20 protein-coding genes are annotated in these 18,506 nt (G+C 43.8%); 7 read left to right on the top strand and 13 right to left on the bottom strand.

Annotation, left to right across the window (positions count from 1 at the left end):
* Positions 1–307: 307 nt before the first annotated feature.
* The gene (locus tag FTT87_RS01465; protein ID WP_180174197.1) at positions 308–1,588 is read right to left on the bottom strand and encodes a hypothetical protein; all 1,281 of its coding nucleotides are present in this window, start codon (positions 1,586–1,588) and stop codon (positions 308–310) included.
* Between the two features lie 120 nt (positions 1,589–1,708).
* Here FTT87_RS01465 and FTT87_RS01460 point away from each other — a divergent pair, with 120 nt between their 5' ends.
* Entirely contained in the window at positions 1,709–2,491 is a 783-nt protein-coding gene (locus FTT87_RS01460; protein ID WP_180174196.1) for a class I SAM-dependent methyltransferase, read from the top strand.
* A gap of 10 nt (positions 2,492–2,501) precedes the next feature.
* On the top strand, positions 2,502–3,116 hold the full coding sequence (locus FTT87_RS01455; RefSeq protein WP_257230554.1) for a hypothetical protein: 615 nt from the start codon (positions 2,502–2,504) through the stop codon (positions 3,114–3,116).
* A 64-nt stretch (positions 3,117–3,180) separates the two neighbouring features.
* Here the strand turns inward: FTT87_RS01455 and FTT87_RS01450 are convergent, their stop codons facing one another.
* The 3 genes from FTT87_RS01450 to FTT87_RS01440 all read right to left on the bottom strand — a co-directional run bounded on the left by FTT87_RS01450 (position 3,181) and on the right by FTT87_RS01440 (position 5,559).
* Complete coding sequence (locus FTT87_RS01450) at positions 3,181–3,591, bottom strand: GFA family protein (protein ID WP_180174195.1); 411 nt, start codon at positions 3,589–3,591, stop codon at positions 3,181–3,183.
* A gap of 83 nt (positions 3,592–3,674) precedes the next feature.
* Positions 3,675–4,877 carry a TIGR03862 family flavoprotein gene (locus FTT87_RS01445; protein ID WP_180174194.1) on the bottom strand — a complete coding sequence of 401 codons (1,203 nt, stop codon included), beginning with the start codon at positions 4,875–4,877 and terminating at the stop codon, positions 3,675–3,677.
* 7 nt (positions 4,878–4,884) lie between these two features.
* The gene (locus FTT87_RS01440; protein WP_180174211.1) at positions 4,885–5,559 is read right to left on the bottom strand and encodes an rRNA adenine N-6-methyltransferase family protein; all 675 of its coding nucleotides are present in this window, start codon (positions 5,557–5,559) and stop codon (positions 4,885–4,887) included.
* An 84-nt stretch (positions 5,560–5,643) separates the two neighbouring features.
* Between FTT87_RS01440 and FTT87_RS01435 the strand changes: the two genes are divergently transcribed.
* On the top strand, positions 5,644–5,829 hold the full coding sequence (locus FTT87_RS01435; protein ID WP_086195257.1) for a DNA gyrase inhibitor YacG: 186 nt from the start codon (positions 5,644–5,646) through the stop codon (positions 5,827–5,829).
* A gap of 598 nt (positions 5,830–6,427) precedes the next feature.
* Positions 6,428–6,613, top strand: coding sequence for a hypothetical protein (locus tag FTT87_RS01430; RefSeq protein WP_180174193.1), 186 nt, complete (start codon positions 6,428–6,430; stop codon positions 6,611–6,613).
* A 43-nt stretch (positions 6,614–6,656) separates the two neighbouring features.
* Here FTT87_RS01430 and FTT87_RS01425 read toward each other — a convergent pair whose 3' ends face one another.
* From FTT87_RS01425 to FTT87_RS01405, 5 genes are all read right to left on the bottom strand, one after another.
* The gene (locus FTT87_RS01425) at positions 6,657–7,301 is read right to left on the bottom strand and encodes an MBL fold metallo-hydrolase (RefSeq protein WP_180174192.1); all 645 of its coding nucleotides are present in this window, start codon (positions 7,299–7,301) and stop codon (positions 6,657–6,659) included.
* Positions 7,302–7,322: 21 nt separating this feature from the next.
* On the bottom strand, positions 7,323–8,336 hold the full coding sequence (hemH, locus tag FTT87_RS01420; RefSeq protein ID WP_180174191.1) for a ferrochelatase: 1,014 nt from the start codon (positions 8,334–8,336) through the stop codon (positions 7,323–7,325).
* Between the two features lie 66 nt (positions 8,337–8,402).
* Positions 8,403–9,431: a DUF4062 domain-containing protein gene (locus FTT87_RS01415; RefSeq protein ID WP_180174190.1), complete on the bottom strand. Its 1,029-nt coding sequence runs from the start codon at positions 9,429–9,431 to the stop codon at positions 8,403–8,405.
* A gap of 127 nt (positions 9,432–9,558) precedes the next feature.
* Positions 9,559–10,431, bottom strand: coding sequence for a glutamate racemase (gene murI / locus FTT87_RS01410; protein ID WP_180174189.1), 873 nt, complete (start codon positions 10,429–10,431; stop codon positions 9,559–9,561).
* A 48-nt stretch (positions 10,432–10,479) separates the two neighbouring features.
* Complete coding sequence (locus tag FTT87_RS01405; protein WP_180174188.1) at positions 10,480–11,091, bottom strand: DUF1285 domain-containing protein; 612 nt, start codon at positions 11,089–11,091, stop codon at positions 10,480–10,482.
* 184 nt (positions 11,092–11,275) lie between these two features.
* On the opposite strand from FTT87_RS01405, the gene FTT87_RS01400 reads away from it, so the two are divergent.
* The gene (locus FTT87_RS01400; protein WP_180043064.1) at positions 11,276–12,988 is read left to right on the top strand and encodes an electron transfer flavoprotein-ubiquinone oxidoreductase; all 1,713 of its coding nucleotides are present in this window, start codon (positions 11,276–11,278) and stop codon (positions 12,986–12,988) included.
* A 140-nt stretch (positions 12,989–13,128) separates the two neighbouring features.
* On the opposite strand, the gene tusA is transcribed toward FTT87_RS01400, so the two are convergent.
* Positions 13,129–13,386, bottom strand: coding sequence for a sulfurtransferase TusA (gene tusA / locus FTT87_RS01395; protein WP_086195249.1), 258 nt, complete (start codon positions 13,384–13,386; stop codon positions 13,129–13,131).
* A gap of 200 nt (positions 13,387–13,586) precedes the next feature.
* Here tusA and FTT87_RS01390 point away from each other — a divergent pair, with 200 nt between their 5' ends.
* Positions 13,587–14,426 (top strand): HlyC/CorC family transporter, encoded by an 840-nt coding sequence (locus FTT87_RS01390; protein WP_086195248.1) that lies wholly within the window; start codon positions 13,587–13,589, stop codon positions 14,424–14,426.
* Entirely contained in the window at positions 14,423–15,982 is a 1,560-nt protein-coding gene (gene lnt / locus FTT87_RS01385) for an apolipoprotein N-acyltransferase (RefSeq protein WP_180174187.1), read from the top strand. Before FTT87_RS01390 ends, lnt begins: the two co-directional genes overlap by 4 nt.
* Positions 15,983–16,146: 164 nt before the next feature.
* On the opposite strand, the gene FTT87_RS01380 is transcribed toward lnt, so the two are convergent.
* The 3 genes from FTT87_RS01380 to gspF form a co-directional block, all read right to left on the bottom strand.
* Complete coding sequence (locus tag FTT87_RS01380) at positions 16,147–16,482, bottom strand: hypothetical protein (protein WP_180174186.1); 336 nt, start codon at positions 16,480–16,482, stop codon at positions 16,147–16,149.
* 280 nt (positions 16,483–16,762) lie between these two features.
* Positions 16,763–17,200: a type II secretion system major pseudopilin GspG gene (gspG, locus tag FTT87_RS01375; RefSeq protein WP_180174185.1), complete on the bottom strand. Its 438-nt coding sequence runs from the start codon at positions 17,198–17,200 to the stop codon at positions 16,763–16,765.
* Positions 17,201–17,245: 45 nt separating this feature from the next.
* Positions 17,246–18,451, bottom strand: coding sequence for a type II secretion system inner membrane protein GspF (gene gspF / locus FTT87_RS01370; protein WP_180043259.1), 1,206 nt, complete (start codon positions 18,449–18,451; stop codon positions 17,246–17,248).
* Positions 18,452–18,506 lie beyond the last annotated feature (55 nt).

Raw genomic sequence — 18,506 nt, 5'->3', positions numbered from 1 at the left:
ATCGACTTGTAGATTTCATAAAATACATAAATTGCCAGGGCAAACACCACAAGCATTCCCCCGCCCATAATGATATAAGTCGGATCTAGACTGTCTGCGAAAGCATAGCAAGGTATGAATATAGAGATGATGGTTAAAAGTACAGCCAGTATAAAATCACGTTTCATCCTGAAGCACCCGTTATTTGTTGTTTAATTTTGAGTCATGGAAACTTGCCTTACCGTTCTATCTTAGACCGATTTAAAGATAAAGCAAGTGATCAAAATTAAAACAAATTGGGGTGCATGCTCAACCCTGAATCTATAGGCTATAGCGCAGATAACGGGTCAGGCTGGGTCACAAATTGCGCAGTTTCAGGAGCATCTTCCACAAACTCATGACTGCCATATTCGTTATTGCTAAGGTTTAAATGCTTATAACTAAGCAGATAAAAATCACTATATTTTTTAATGACCAAGGGATGCATCCCAGCGGCTAAAGCTTCCTGTTCCCTGAACAGTTTCATCACTTGCCGGTCATTCATGGCCACGATAAAACGTTCGTCATTCATTGAAATGTGTACCAGTCCACTGCCCTTGGCAAAGATCGGCATTAGAAATTTATGATTCAGGGCGATAGCGCTGGCCGCATAGCTTTCAATCTTCTGGCTAATCACATTAAATACCAGACCATGACCAAAACAGTCCAGTAACTGACTCCGATTTTCCTGCGGCAAATTGACCTGTATGCCCAATTTCAGTAAATCTTGCTGACTGACCTCTTTATTGCGCAGCAATTCCCTGAGTAAATTGTTCTTTAACTTGGCATCAAAAAACTGGCTGTCCAGCTGCAAATCATTATTCACCAAAATCGAACCCAAGGCATTACGGTGTCGGGGCAACAGGTTTTCAATGACTTTACGATAGTAAAACTTACTGTTCTTTTTCACCTGACGGATTTTGCGATAAAAATAGCTGGCATCAAACTCATGCAATAAAAAGTCATGCAGCAGTTCTGAACTGGCCAGTACCGCAATGGCATCGTGTCCGGTAAAAGGCAGGTTCAGGGTCTGAATTTTTGGCAGCACCTGTTCAAGTTTTAAATAATGCGCACGGTCTTCCGGACAGTAAGGGTCATAGACCACAATATATTCACGTTCCGCTGCAACATCCTGAGGCTGAATGCGCATATGGGCATTCTGTTCAGGATGAAAGAACATGTTATAGCGCGGGTCTTCGACTTCTTCAGGATTGATGGAATACTGCGGCACCAGCGCCACTACGCGCTTTAAATCCAGCAGGTTGGAATACTTGATGACCGCATACCCGCCCATGGAACCACCATAGCCAATCCGGGTTTTAAACGGTGCAATCAGTTCCTGAATCTGGGCAAACATCTCGCGCATCGAACTTTCAGGAAACCAGGATTTCTGCTTCGGCATAATGCCAATCACGTTAAAGTTATACTTATGCAGTGATTTTTCCGCATTAATCGACAGTCCTTTGGCGCGGGTAATTAAATCGCCAAAAGAAAAAATCAATTCATCCGATGAGCCTTTCAGAAAGATTGCACGAATTTGTTCGTCTTCAAAAATAATGTGTTTATCCATTTCCACACCGAAGCAAATCGGCCCTTTATCAGAATCAATGCTACAAATAGACACCTTGCCTATTTACGAAAAGCGACTATGGTATTTTATAGATGCCATGAAGATTAAAAAGCGCAAAATATGACACAATCACTTCATCCTGCTGCTCAAAAAGGCTTCAGTTCTGCCGCTGAACTTTATCAACAAGTTCGTCCGAGTTATCCACAAGACATCGTCAATTGGCTACGTGATCAGCTCCAACTGGGTGAACAGTCGCAGGTGGTTGATCTGGGTGCAGGTACTGGCAAATTCTTACCTTACTTAAAACAGCTGACCTCACACATCATTGCCATTGAGCCTATTCAGGCCATGCTGACACAATTGCAACTCGCCTATCCCGACATTAAAACGCTACAGGCGTCGAGTGAATCTCTGCCTTTAACCGCCCATAGTATAGATGCTGTGGTCTGTGCACAATCCTTTCACTGGTTTGCCAATCTTGAATCATTAACACAAATTCATCAAGCGCTCAAACCGTCCGGACATTTGGCCCTAATCTGGAATCAGCGCGATGTTCAGGTCGACTGGGTCAAAGCACTGGCAGACCGTATTGAGCCTTTGGAAGGCAATACGCCACGTTATCATAGCGGTCAATGGAAAAAGGTCTTTGAACGGCAAGCGCTGTTTCAATTACAAAATACCACAACGTTTCAGCAGCAACATGTCGGCACTGTGGAACAGGTGGTGTCCAAACGCCTGCTCTCTACCAGTTTTATTGCCGCCATGTCAGCACATGAACAGCAGCAGTTAAAAGCTGAATTTGAACAGATCGTTTTAGAGTATACAGGCAAGCATCCTCAAGATGAAATCGCATTCCCCTATGTGACCTATGCCTATGACTTTAAAACACTCGATCAGAAATAAAGGAACCATCATGATGCAACGTCAATTCAAACATTTTGCTCTTCCTGTTTTACTGTGCTCAAGTGTACTGATGACGGCCTGTAATGACCGTGACGGTACTCCATCTCCAAATGATAAAGTTCAATCCGAAGATAAAGTGATGCAGGAGCTGATTACCGAACCGGTGAAAGCCTTTGAAAAAACCCCGGATGATCCGCATGATATCGCCCTGCTGACTGACTTTGACACGCGTTTTACCCAAATGAGCGATGAAATGGAAGATGAACTGGTGAAAATGCAGGAGAACGGTTCACTAACAGAGGAATTTGCCTACAATCGTAAACGTGACAATATCCAGTCTGCCCTGAACATGCTCAAACAATTGAATTTAAAAACGCAACAGGGACGCTATATTCAGGGGCTGATGGCGGAGTACTGGCAAGCTCAAGCCAAGCTTTATGATGAGCACAAAGATAAAAAAGCAGAACCCATTAAAAACTCAGCAGATCAAGCCAAAGGCTTGGGTGAATTTTTACACGCTCAGGAACAGCTGGAACACTGGCAATCACAATATCCGGACATGAAACAAGCCGAAACAAAAAAAGCTGAAGTAGCCAAATCCGGGACAACTGAATCTGGCTATTAAAATTTTGTGTGTAAAAAAGGGATACTGTAATCCCTTGGTCTTTTAATCACTAGTTTCAGCATGACTACGGCCGTTCATCATATTGTGGCAGACCATCACAGATGGTATCCCACTCTGCCTTGGAGGCCACAAAAATATGTTGCGTCGGCTTTTGCTGCAACGGTGTATCGAGCGTGCCTATTCTCAGGCGATACAGATCAGGCGTATCGGTTTTAATGCTGATAATCGGCGAGCCACAATCGCTACAGAAACAGCGCTGGGTCGTTTCGGTGGACTGGAACTTTTTCAGTAAATGTTCACCTTGCACAATGTGAAAATCGGCTTTTCGAATTGGAGCGTTGGTGGCAAAGGCCGTCCCATTGGCCTTACGGCAACGTTGGCAATGACATTGCACGATGTCGCCAATTTCGCCTCGAATTTCATAGCGCAAACCGCCACACAAACAACTTCCTGTATATTGCTTTTGTTCTGACATAACTGCTGCATTTTTTATAAAGATTGAATCTGCAACTTAGCATGCTTTAAATCACAGTTCAAAACCGGCCACATAATGCACTGTTATTTTTGTGCAGCCAGATAGGCATGCACACCCTCGCCTGCAGCACGACCTGTGGCAAAACAGGCAGTAAGCAAATAGCCTCCGGTCGGTGCATCCCAGTCCAGCATTTCGCCGCAACAAAACACATGCGGATTGGACTTTAATTGCAACTGTTCCGATAGAACATCGCGTTTTACCCCACCCGCACAGCTAATCGCTTCTTCGATCGGACGGAATCCCGCTAAAAAAACAGGCAAATGCTTGATCTGCTGGGCTAAAGCCAGCGGATCGTTCCATACGTCTTTTTTAACCAGTTCACGTACCAGATTGGCTTTGGCTGCATCCAGTCCGGCCTTACGCCATACATTGCTTAAGGACTGCTTTTTACTTGGCTGTAATTTTTTCGCCAATTGCTCCATGCTTTGCTCGGGAAGCAAATCCAGATACAGCTGCATGGTCTGGCCCCGTTTAAGCTGCTGACGCAGTGCACGCCCTTGCTTATAGATCAGCCCGCTTTCCAGGCCATAATGGGTAATCACAATATCACCCATACTTTTGGTTTGACCCTCTACCCAGGCTTCTACACGTTTTAAAGGCTGGCCAAAGACCGGCTGCATAAACTTGGACCAGGTACGCTCCACACCGGCATTACTGGCCTGAAAGGCTTCAATGTCCTGCGCGAGCAGCCATTGCTGCCATGCCCCATCACTGCCCAGTTGCGACCAGGATACAGCCCCACAAGCCATAATGATGGCATCAAAGCCCTGCTGGCTGTCTTGCTGGGTGGTTAAATCCCGGATACGCAATTGCTGAGCCTTTAAATTCAAGACCTGATGGCGATAATGAAAGATCACACCCTGTTCAGCCAGACGTTTTAGCCAGGCACGAAGTAAAGGTGCCGCCTTCATTTCTACCGGAAACACCCGTCCTGAGGAGCCGATATAGGATTCAATCCCCAAACCCTTCATCCATTGCTGAATCCAGTTTGCATCCCATTTTTTTACCCAAGAGGCGAGCCATTCTGCCTGATCGTAGCGCTGAATAAATTGCTCGATTGGCTCGGCATGGGAAATATTCAACCCAGTTTTACCCGCCATCAAAAACTTACGTGCAGCAGACGGCTTTTGTTCATAAACATGAATTTCGTAATCATATTGGCTTAACAGTTCCGCGGCCATTAAACCGGCGGGACCCGCTCCAATAATTGCAACACGCTTTTTCATAACCAACTCATTCAGCGTTTTTAATATCAGCTTCTGCTGCTACCGCTTGAACCGAATTTTGTCCTTGTAAAGGCATAAACTCATCAAAACGTGTCGGGTAGCTTTCAGGTTTGCTGATGATCAGTTGCTGGCACAACTCACCGCGCTCCAGATACTTAATTTCAAAATGAGTGCGTGCCGATGTAGCTGGAATCACTTCTTTGACAAAAGGCAATTTCCAGACTTCAATCAACTGCTGCTGTGCTTCTGCGATATATTCAGGAATATTACTGGCCAATGTGACTGTTCCACCCGGCTGTAAGCGTGACAGCAGAAACTCAAAAAATGGCATGTTTAACCAGCGTTGCGCCGGATTATGCGGTTCCGGATTCGGATAGAGAATAAAAAACTGCTGCACTTGAGCAGGCAATAATGCATGCACAATCCACGGCATGGCATCAGCATGAATCACCTGTAAATTCTTTTGTCCTTCCAGAGCATGCTGTTTTTGCATGGCCAGATATTTTTCACGTGTGCGCTCAATGGCAATCAATTTTTTTTCAGGATTTTGAGCTGAAAACAGCAAGGCATGTTTACCTTTACCGGCACCAATTTCCACACAAACTGGATCTGGGCGAATCATTTGAAAATCACGAGGCGCATGCATACGCTGTGCTTGAAATTGACGAATTGGCATAATCAGATCAAACTAACAAAAATCCGCTCAAGTCTAGCAAGAGCGACTGTATTTGCCTAATTGAATCCTTATTTTTCTTCGGAGAATAACATGCCACGTACTTTTCCGTGTCCACGCTGTGGCAAACCATCCACTTGGGAAGGCAATGAATTTCGTCCTTTTTGTTCAGAACGTTGCAAAATGATTGATCTGGGAGCCTGGGCCAGTGATGAATATAAACTGCCGACTCAGGATGCACCGCAAGCAGATAATAGTGGCGAACAAGATGAATTTTAATCGTCTTGCGTGATCCGCAGGAAAACTCGTCTAAAGGTGGATAAAATGGATTGATCCACCTTAGTCAAATGGATTGGAAAGCATGTTCTTATATTCTAAAACCAAAAGAATAATACAAAAAATCAGAAGGATACCAATCGCAGTGATGAGTAAATCCTGACTATAAATCCCCAAACCCAAACATGCCAACATGAGAATAGTAAATATAAACAGGGCTATTTTTATCAATAGTCGCTTCACAATTCATCCCTCAAAATAATAAACTATAAATCACGTGATACAAGTCAGCCTTTTATAGAGAAATGTTCATGTGCCTATAAATTTGTTTCTTATTTTCTTCATTACGTAATTCAAATTTACCCACAAAAACAACTTAAAAACAGTTTTTTACAACTGTTAAATTCATATCGTTTACCGATAAAAAGAATAACCTGTACTCACTTTTTAAACTATAATCCTTCTACAAGAATAGCAATAAAATTTTTCTTAATTGAACACTTAAAACTAAACTTAAAAACAGTACAGTTGGGCTATAACAGCCTCATCACGATAAAAACGAACAACAATAAATTTTAAAAGCTATAAAAAGGAGAGCCCCATGGGTCTTTGGTGCTTAAAAATTCTATTTTTTCTGTTTGTCAGCTTCAGTGTTGTGGGGCTGATTTTTGGAATTTATACCTATGATGGCATTATTATTGCGATTGGCATTTTATTCATGCTTGCAGCCATTATTATTGCCCTGGAATTAAAACAGCTGCGCAGTGGACCCTTTCATCGAGATTAATGAAATGAATTCATCAATCTTTTACAGGAAAAAACAGGCAAAATTAACCTGCTTTACCTGCTACAAAAGGATTATGCTGTTTTTCAAAACCAATGGTACTTAAGGGACCATGACCGGAAATAAATTGGGTTTCATCAGGCAAACTAAAACATTCACGTTGAATGGAATCGAGAAGCTGCTGATGATTGCCACGAGGGAAATCAGTCCGTCCAATAGAGCCTTTAAACAATACATCCCCTGTCCATAACAGGCCATAGTTTTTGTTATAGAACATCACATGACCCGGCGTATGACCCGGAGCAAAACGAACCTCAAATTCTTCCTCTCCCAACTTTAAAACCTCTCCGCCTTCCAGCCATTGAGTGACTGAAACTTTTTCTGGAATTGGAAAGCCATAACGTTGTGATGCTTCCTGAATCATGTCGAGCCAAAAGGCATCTTCTTTATGCGGGCCAATTACCGGCACATTCCAGACTTTGCTTAAAGCACCCACCGCTCCAGCATGATCCAGATGGCCATGCGTCAACCATAAGGCTTTCACCGTTAAACCCAAAGCTTCCACCTCGGCTTTTAATTTTTCAGCCTCACCCCCTGCATCAATCAAAATGGCTTCTTTGCTTTCTGCATCCCAAACAATTGAACAGTTTTGCTGAAATGCCGTGACCGGAACAATTTTGAGTTGCAGCATGATATGAAACCTCAGGGAAATTTAGTGAGCGAATGTTTGCTTTAATCCATCAAGATTAGCCTGAAGCAGTGTGCTGAGCAAGGCGATATGATCTGGACGAGAGTTTAACGCAGGAATATAAGCATATTCTCCACCACCTGCCGACTGGAACATTTCAGCATTTTGCAGCGCTAATTCTTCCAGGGTTTCCAGACAATCTGCGGAGAAAGCCGGACTCATCACCTGAACCGATTTCACTCCCTGCTTGCCCCATTCTTCCAGCAAGGCATCAGTATAGGGTTTTACCCACTCCTGTTTTCCAAAACGCGATTGGAAACTGATGGCCCATTGCTCCTCAGATAAGCCCAATGCATCTGCCAATAATTGTGCCGTGATACGGCAACGATCGGCATAAGGATCGCCTTTATCCGCATAAGGCTGAGGGATGCCGTGGAATGACATCAACAGTTTTTCTGGCTGGCCGTGTACGGCCTGATAGTCCCGGACACTTTGTGCCAGTGCCTGAATAAATGCGGGATGCTGATAATAATCACGAATAATGGACAGACCTGGCAAATTGCGCTGCGTCAAAATCCATTTTGCGAGGGCGTCATATAAAGGTGCTGTTGAGGTGGCCGAATACTGCGGAAATAAAGGCAATAAAATAATGTGATCTGGAATATCCTGTAACAAGCGATTCAAGGCAGAATCAATGCCTGGATTGCCATAGGTCATGGCTGGAATGACATTGAGTTCAAATTCAGGATATTGTTCGGTTAATGTTTTTTTTACCTCAATGACTTGGTCCAACAAAATTTCACGCATGGGAGAATCGTTCTGCCACACCATTTCATAGGCATGGGCCACACGCTTGGGACGAAAAGGTAAAATAAACAGCCGTAAAATGATTTGCCAAATTGGCTTGGGGATTTCAATGACACGCTGATCGGACAGAAACTGCTTCAAAAAACGACGAACTGCAGGGACCGTGGGTTGATCCGGCGTACCCAAATTGGCCAAAATAATCGTGACTTTTGTTTTAGCTGCAGAAGACATCAGACCTTTTTCCAATATAAATGAACTGCTTTACTTTAACAGCTTTCTGCACTTTCTTTATATGGATTAAAATGCAGATTTAAATTGAAAAACACGATCATTATCAAGCAAATTACTTTCAAGTAGCTTTTGTCCCTTGAGGGTCAGCTGCCAGAGCATCCGTTGACGGTCATCACGGCCTGACGGGACAATCCAGTCATTTTGACGCATTTGCAGTTTAATACTGTGTAAGGCACGAATATTAATTTGTGCACGGGCAACGGCATGGGCACGTGGCATTTCCCCCCGGGCATCAGCCAGACCCGTATCATTCAAGTAATCATTGATACATTTGGAAAAATATTCTTCGGGTGTTGGATTGACAAACATGCTGCCCAAAATAGACAGGAGCTGAGCCCAAGTGAGCTTCTTCTGAATTTTCAGTTCCTTAAAATTACCATCTTGATAGGCATGCATACGATATTCAAAAGAAAATACTTCTTGCATGGACACTTTAGGCAAAGACAGGAACGGGTCGACTTCCCGTTTTCCGAATTCGGTTTCAAGCTGCTCAATTTTAGCTTTCAGTTGATCAATTTCATCATGTAAAGCCTGGGTGTTTTGCGGTCTAACCCATCCCGATACCGGATAGCGCTCCAGCATTTGTGGCATGTTCAAACGCACGGCCATTTCCAGATCACGCAGGCTACGGTAAGTAAAAACCTGATCCACTTCTTGCTGTAATAATTTGCGGAACTCTAAAAATTTTTCACGCAATTCAGGTTTTTGGTCATGCAAGGACTCATCACGTGAGGCAGGATCTTCATGCATAAACACAATAATCGGTTTCTGTTTGGTGACTGCATAAATATATTCCAGATGCATATAACCTACACCTGACACAGACTGTTCACCATATTGACTGCCCAGCAGCAGGATCACATAGTCACAATCATCAATCTGACGCCGTGCAAACGCGGTGCTTAAAGGTGTCCGTTGTTCTAAGCCCCAGGAAAAGAACCCCATGCCTACTAAAGTTTGAGCTAAAACAATTCGTTCCGGCTGCATTTCACTGCCAGAAGTGGTAATAAAAACCTGATAACGCTTATCGAGCATTGGTTATCCTCTTCCAATTGCTTATTATATCCTGACAGACTCATCTCTGAGCAATCACAATATAATTCAACACCCCAATATAAATATTTTTCTAATATATTTCAGAACACTAGCTGTATTTCTTTACTTATTCAACACCCATATTGCTCAAATTCCAGGTTAAATCTTCTGGAATGAGGACCTGCAACACGGTTTTTAAATGTTCTGCATTATTGCCACTCACATAGCACTCAATAGCTAAGCCATTATTTCGATCTTGCTCAAATAACAATTGATTTTTAATCAAAATACGGGCGGTTTGTCGCGCAACTGCCAGCCCAGAGTCAATTAATGTCAGTTTCTGACCAAATATAGACTGAATTGCAGGTTTTAGGAAGGGATAATGTGTACAACCCAAAACTAAATAGTCGGCCCCCTGATCGACCACCGGTTGCAAAATTTCTTTTAAGGTGGTTAAACATGCCTGGCTCATCTGTGCACCACTTTCCACAAAAGGCACCAAATCCAGACAGGTGACAGGAATAACCTTCACATTAGCGGGAATTGCGAAACGCTGGATGACGTCTTTAATCAGCTGACCACGAAAGGTTGCAGGCGTGGCAAGCACCGCCACGGTTTTGGATTTAGTTTGCAAAACGGCCGGTTTCAGTGCTGGTACCAGACCGATAATTGGAAAATTTTCTCCATAATGATCACGTAAATAATCCAGACTGAATGCAGAAGCAGTATTACAGGCTACCACCGCGACTTTACATCCTTTCCGATACAGCCATTCAATCGCATGTGCCGTAAGCTCACGAATTTCCTGATCTTTTCGCGGCCCATACGGCACATGTGCAGTATCGGCATAATAAACAATACGTTCTTTGGGTAAATGTCTGGCAATTTCTTGTGCTACAGACAAGCCACCTATTCCAGAATCAAAAATCCCGATGGGTGCATCAGCTTGTGCCTTGGGCATTGGATCGATTAAAGGATAAACAGGATGAATGGCTGTCATGGTTTCACTTTCAGCAGTTCAAGAAATCGGAAGATCAAAGCTTAAACCTCAGGTGCCTAATTGCAAGTAAAAATCGCCACTTTGTAAGCTTAAAATGGTTTCATTTTTGTCATTTTCAAGCAGCTCTCCCATTTCAATTAAATGAAAAAAAACCGAGCGTTGAATTAAGGCGTTAATCCCGAAACGCACGTGTACATAAGGACGTAATTCACTTTCATATTCACGCATAAAAACTGCATGCTCCTGATCGACAATCACTATATCCTGGGTGGTCGTAGTGAATTGAATATAAGTCTTTCCATCAATCTCGACCTGGTCGACCTGATTGACAAATAAAGGCTCATCTTCCACCTCAATCTCAACCTGCTCAACCGGGGTTTTTAAGTAGAATTTTCCCTGTTCTTTCCAGAGCACGGTTGAGAACAGGTCAATCAGGGCTTGTCGTTTGATCAATTGACCTTCGTGCCACCATTCTCCATTGGCTTTTACCTTTAAATCCATTGCCCCACAATGCTTTGGGTTAAATTGATCCAGAGGCGGGATTGACCTTTTGTGACCGGCCTGTGCATCTTTTAAGTATTGTGCAATGTCTTTTAAATTTTTATCATCGCCAATAGCTACTTTTTTCGTCGGATTTGGTGAATTATTTTGATTAATCATGACTAAAGACCCTGCTGACGGAAAAATAATATGATTCAGCCAATTGGCTAGATCAAGGTTTAAAACTATACTAGCCTACAATATAAAAGGCACGATACTGAAATTGTGTCTGGGCATACAGAACACTCATGGCAGCACCGGAATAATGACGGTCGCCACCTTCTAATGATATGAGGAATCCTACATGGAACACATCGAACGTGAATCGATGGAGTTTGACGTCGTCATCGTAGGTGCAGGACCGGCCGGTCTTTCTGCAGCGATCAAGATCCGTCAACTTGCAATTGAAAACAACCTGAACGATCTGTCGGTTTGTGTGGTGGAAAAAGGCTCTGAAGTCGGTGCGCACATCTTGTCCGGTGCGGTACTGGAACCACGTGCCATGAATGAGCTGTTCCCGAACTGGAAGGAAGAAGGTGCACCTTTAAATGTTCCAGTGACCGAAGACAAGACCTATTTCCTGCTCTCGGATGAAAAATCACAAGAAGCGCCACACTGGATGGTGCCTAAAACCATGCATAACGATGGCAACTATGTCATCTCGCTCGGCAACGTGGTGCGCTGGTTGGGTCAAAAAGCGGAAGAGCTGGAAGTGTCGATCTTCCCAGGCTTTGCCGCTGCTGAAATTCTGTACCATGCAGATGGTTCGGTGAAAGGCATTCAAACTGGTGACATGGGCATTGGCAAGGATGGCGAACCGACCCATAACTTTACCCCGGGTTATGAACTGCATGCCAAATATACTTTATTTGCTGAAGGCTGCCGTGGTCACCTCGGCAAGCGTTTAATTGCCAAATACAACCTCGATCAAAATTCAGATCCGCAACACTACGGTATCGGGATTAAAGAGCTGTGGGAAATCGACCCGGCGAAACACAAGCCAGGTCTGGTGATGCACGGTGCCGGCTGGCCATTGTCTGAAACCGGTTCTTCAGGCGGCTGGTGGTTGTATCATGCGGAAAACAATCAGGTGACTTTGGGCATGATTGTCGATCTGTCCTATACCAACCCGCATATGTATCCGTTTATGGAAATGCAGCGCTGGAAAACCCATCCTTTAATCAAGCAGTACCTGGAAGGTGGCAAACGTATTTCTTATGGTGCACGTGCCGTGACCAAAGGTGGCTTTAACTCGCTACCGAAATTTACCTTCCCGGGCGGATCGCTGATTGGTGACGATGCCGGCTTCCTGAACTTTGCCAAAATCAAGGGCTCACATACCGCGATGAAATCCGGCATGCTCTGCGGTGAAGCGGTATTTGAAGCAATTGCTGCCGGTGTAGCAAAAGGTGGTGATCTGGCGGTTGCGCGTGTGACTGAAGGTGAAGACTTATTTGCCAAAGAACTGACTGCTTATACCGATAAGTTCAACAACAGCTGGCTGAAAGAAGAGCTGTATAACTCGCGTAACTTTGGTCCAGCGATGCACAAGTTTGGCCAGTGGATCGGTGGTGCGTTTAACTTTGTCGACCAGAACGTATTTAAAGTACCGTTTACCCTGCACGACCTGGTGACAGACTTCAGTGCCTTGAAAACCGTGGATGCGGTGAACTTTAAACCGAACTATCCAAAACCGGATGGCAAGCTGACCTTTGACCGTTTGTCTTCGGTGTTTGTATCCAACACTGTGCATGAAGAAAACCAGCCTGCTCACCTGAAACTGACTGATGCTTCAATTCCAGTCAATGTGAACCTGCCAAAATGGGATGAACCGGCGCAGCGCTACTGCCCCGCGGGTGTATACGAAATCATGGAAAATGATGACGGTTCTAAACGCTTCCAGATCAATGCAGCCAACTGTGTGCACTGCAAGACCTGTGACATCAAGGATCCTTCACAGAACATCACTTGGGTAACACCAGAAGGTGGCGGTGGTCCTAATTACCCGAATATGTAATCCTCATATGAGATAAAAATAAACCCGCTAAAAAGCGGGTTTATTTTTTAGAGATTAAAACAACTTAAAATTTAAGTCGTAAGTGATGAATCAATCTTTCAATCACACATCTCTAATCACGTGTTTTAAATAAAAAATCATTAACCCTTCTGTACCAGATAATGAAACTCTTTATTGCCATTTTCATCTAAACGTTCTTCTTGTAATAACAACTCATGTCCCAAATGCATACAGAATTTTGGAATATCCCAAGAAGTTGAATTATCCGTTGCGAATACTTCCACCACATCGCCAGACTTGGATTTACGAATGGCCTGATGCAGCATCATCACCGGTTCCGGGCAACGTAGTCCACGGGTATTTAATTGAATGCTTGGCGTAACAGAGGGTTCAGACATCAGAAAACTCAGGTTTAAAAGCTGCGGTTATTTTAGCATAAACATACAGGTCCGGTGATATACAGTAAAATGAAGGAGATAGCCTGGTTTTCTGACTCAATTGCCTGTGATTTAGATGAAGATTAGCGATAGACAACTGTATTTTCTACGGTATGATTAAAATTACATTTTTTAGATATTAAGCGTCTTTAGGAAAGATCATGCACGAGGAATCAGGCCCGTCGTGGGGCATGCGCGGCTTACGAAAATGGCTGGGTACAGCACCCGAAACTCGCGACGAACTGTTAAAATTAGTACAAGATTCACGTCGTTTTTTAGAACCCGATACTGTTGCCATGCTTGAAGGCGTACTTGACCTTCCGGCAACCAAAATTCGCGAGGTCATGACCCCACGAACCGCCATGATCAGCTTGCAAGAAGATGATCAGCTGCTCGATATTCTGCATGTTCTGGTGGAATCTGCACATTCACGTTTTCCTGTTTTTTCATCTGATCAGCCGGATAATGTGGTCGGCATTTTATTGGCCAAAGACCTGCTGCCTTTTTTGACCGAACCCACCTCTAAAGTAGATATCCGCGCACTCATGCGGCAACCGCTGTTTGTGCCGGAAAGTGCGCGTTCCGATCAGGTTATGCGGATGTTGAAAAACACCCAGACCCATATTGCAGTAGTGATTGATGAATATGGCACCACTTCAGGTCTGGTCACTTTAGAAGACATTCTGGAAGAAATTGTCGGTGAAATTGAAGATGAACACGACAAGGTCGATGAAGAAGCCCAGTACATTATTCCCGATAACGATCCACACACGGCGAATACCTGGCTCGTTCAAGCACTTACACCAATTGAACACTTTAACAATGTTTTAGATGCTGATTTTTCCGATGATGAAGTAGAAACTGTCGGCGGTTTATTGCTTCAAGAAATGGGTCTAGTCAGCGATTTACAAGGTCAAGTGATTGAACTTGAGAATTGGGAATTTACCATTCTAGAAGCAGATGCACGTACTATTCATCTGATTCGAGCTGTCCGTAAATGAGAACTTACTTTGATAAGCTGTTAAATTCATCTCAACAACACAAGCAGCTCCCTTTTATTTATCCCTTTTTCATTTCGCTTTTTTCAGGTGCCTTATTCAGTTTTGCACTGGCACCTTATTATTACTGGTGGCTGGCAATATTGTCTCCAGCCTTACTCTACGCATCATTGCGTAAACGCTCTGCTCCACAATCCTTTTTCATTGGTTGGGCTTATGGCTTTGGCTTATGGTTTGTCGGTGCCTTCTGGTTATATACCTCCATCCATGTCTATGGTGATACCAGTGCTTTTCTAAGCGTACTGATGATTGCCTTTATGGCCTTGGTGATGGGACTATTTACCGCGCTGCAAACCTGGATCTATCGCCGCTTCTTCCCGGAAACACCCCTGACTTTTGCACCGCTGTGGGTATTCTTTGAATGGGCCAAAACCTGGGTATTTACCGGTTTCCCATGGCTATTTGTCGGTTATGCCTTTACCGAACGTTTCCTGGATAGCTATGCGCCTTTATTCGGGATTTTCGGTGTTTCGTTTGTGGTGATTATACTGGCCTGTGCGCTGGTGGAAATCCTGAATAAGCGTATATTCTGGGTCGTGCCTTCGGCGGTCTTACTGCTGGGTGCATGGGGTGCTTCTTATCTTCAATTTGTTGAAAAAAAAGATGAGAAACCACTTTCCGTTTCCCTGATTCAGGGCAATATTCCGCAAGACCTGAAATGGCTGACTGAATACCAGGTCAAAACCTTGATGATCTACGCCAGTTTAAGCCGGACTGAATGGGGACGGGATCTAATCGTCTGGCCGGAATCATCCATTCCAATGTTCCAGACTGATATTGAACCGTTTTTAGATGCTATGAAAGTTCAGGCCAATAAAACTGGGACAGCCTGGGTGACGGGTATCCCCTACTGGGATTTAAAAGAATCACAAGTTGAACAACACCCCATGTACTACAACAGCATTATGGCAAGTGGTGATGAGTCGCATGGTCTGTATAAAAAACAGCGTCTGGTTCCATTTGGCGAATATGTACCTTTATCTGGCTGGCTCAGCTGGGTACTGCCTGCATTACAGAATGACCCGTCTATGAGCGGTTTTTCTCGCGGAGCACGCGACCAGAAACCGTTAAATGTGAAAAATCATGCGCTGGGTGCGGCCATTTGCTATGAAGTCGCTTATCCCAATCTGACCCGCCGTAATGCCAGTCAAAGCGATTATTTGGTTACGGTGTCCAATGATGCCTGGTTTACCGGTACGGCGGGACCTTGGCAGCATTTGCAGATGGTACAGATGCGCGCCAAAGAAAATGGCCGCTGGTTTATTCGTGCCACCAATACCGGTGTCACTGCCTTTATTGATCACAACGGGCATATTGTAAAACAGGCACCCACCGATCAAACCGCGATTCTTCGTGGCGAACTGCCTGCGATGCAAGGAGAAACCTTGTATATGCGCTTAAGTGATTGGCCAGTATTGATTGTGTCATTATTGCTATTACTACTGGGTTGGCGCTTCCGTCCACGTAAGGTAGATGTTTCATTTAAATCACGGCGTTAGCTTTAAGTGTTCCCTCTCCTTCTAGGAGAGGGCTAGGGAGAGGTAAATTGTCTATGATTAATCGCCCTCATCCTCTTGCGGAATATATTCCTCATCCCAGAGGGAGAAGAAATAAAAAGGCACTAAAAACCGAGGTCAATACCTCGGTTTTTAGTGCCTTTAATTTATAGCTGAGTCACCAAATAAGACATCATGCCCGTTAGAAATAGCATGGGAATATAACGATAAACTTTCATGACACCTAGTTCTAAAGCTGAAGACTGTTGTTGTTTTAAGTTGAGTAAGGTCGCTTTCAATGCAGACCAAAAGCACAATACAAACAGGGCACTGAATAAACTGACGGCAAAAAAACCGACCATAATCTGGCTGCTGCCTTCCGTCGCATTCCATAAACTTAGAATACCTTGACTGATGGGAAGTAAGCTCAAAATTAAAAGAACAGACTTGAGCATTGCCCAATGAAACTGGTTAATTTCATCCGATATTATGAATGCTTTCATTCCATTCTCCTTGGCTAAAAATACCTTAAAGAATATTATGCTCTGTTTTAATTAAATAAAAAGACGATATTTATTCATATTTTACAATTATTGTAATGAATAAAAATGGGGATGATTTTTATTATAAACACCAAAGAGTCATTATTATATAATTTTGTTAAAATTCAAAAAATTAACACTTAATTTATAATTAAGATTTATTATCACTTCAGCTTCTATTGAATATTCAGATGAAGTGAAGTGATATATTCGATAAATTAAAATAAATAGTGCTTTCTAATTAAGGCTGATAATAAAGATCGGCATCCGTATCTTCACCACCCTCTTTGCCATCAGCACCAAAAGAATATAAATCAAATGGGCGGCCTTCAGCGCCTGGAATCACATATTGAATATCATTGTCCCAGCTGTCTTTGGGATAGCCACCTTTAACATATCCGCCCGGCATCCAGTTTTTAGCCGAAGCAGGCTGATTCACCAGTGCATCCAAGCCGCCATCTTGCATAGACGGATATTTACCATTATCCAGTTTATATTGATCTAAAGCACCAGCAACGCCTTTTAAGGTAATGGAAGTGGTATCAACCTTGGCCTTTTCACCACGCCCCATCACATTAGGAACAATCAGTGCAGCCAATACACCTAAAATTACAATCACCACCATCACTTCAATGAGGGTAAAGCCAGACTGCTTCACTTGATATCGTTTCCCTTGCATCTCACTCTCTCGCACAATCATTATCTTTATAAAATGTAAAATCAGTTAAATCATATTGTTCATATTCACAATTGGCATCATCACAGCAATCACGATTACCAGCACGATACTTGCCATCAAGACCAGCATTAAAGGCTCAAGTAATGCCAGTAAAGTGGAAATCAGTGTAGTCACTTCCCGATCCTGCATGGTCGAGGCGCGCTGCAGCATACGATCCAGCTCGCCGGATGCTTCACCACTTTTAATCATTTGTACCATCATCGCTGGAAAATAACCACTGCGTTCCAGTTGTGTCGCCAGGTTGCCACCTTCAGTGACACGCTCGGCTGCCTGGTTAACAGAGTCGCGGATCACCCAGTTATTACTTACCGCGGCGCCAATTTTAAGTGCATCGACCAAAGGTACACCAGACTGGGTCAAAATCGATAAGGTGCTGGCAAAACGTGCTGCATTTATACCACGCGATAATTTACCAAATAATGGCAATTTGAGCGTTAAACGATCAAAGGCATAATGCCCGGCAGACGTTCTTAAAAAACGTGCCAAAGTGATGAAACCCAGTACACTGGCGATCAGTAAAAATGGCCAGGCCACACGAATGAAATCACTGGCTTTCATCAGCACAACCGTAATCCACGGTAATGCCTCCTTGCTCTGGTCAAAAGTTTTGACAATATCCGGAACCACATAGGTCATCAGCCCCATCACAATCGCAAAAGACATCAGCATGAGAATAATCGGATAAATCATCGCGCCCTGCACTTTCTTTTGCATGGCAAAGCGGTTTTCGGTGTAATCGGCCAATTGATCCAGAATTAAATCCAGATGTCCCGAGCGTTCACCCGCTGCAATGGTGGCAATATATAAATCCGGTAAGCGTCCGGCCTGCTGCAAGGCATTGGCCAGTGAATAACCTTCCATCACTTTGGAACGTACTGACATCAACAGGTTTTGCACATGAGCCTTTTCATTTTGCTTACCTACCGCCCGCAGCGCTTCTTCCAAAGGAATTCCGGCTGCCACCAGAACTGAAAGTTGACGGGTAAACAGGGCCAAATCATAGGCAGTGATTTTTTTCTGAAACCAGCGTTTTGAGTTATGCTTGTCTTTTTGCTCAACAGGATCAACCGTCACAGGAATAAGCGCTTTGTCTCTGAGCTGTTGACGGATTTGACGTGCCGAATCACCCTCTAACACGCCTTTTTGCTGCTTCCCTGAAGCATCAATGGCAGTAAATTGATATGCAGGCATTGTGATGCTCTAATTTTCTAAAATTTGCTTCAGCGCGGTTGCGTCTGACCACCAA

The organism is Acinetobacter sp. YH01022 (assembly GCF_013420235.1).
GTDB lineage: Bacteria > Pseudomonadota > Gammaproteobacteria > Pseudomonadales > Moraxellaceae > Acinetobacter.
This window is presented reverse-complemented; position numbering and strand designations above follow the sequence as displayed.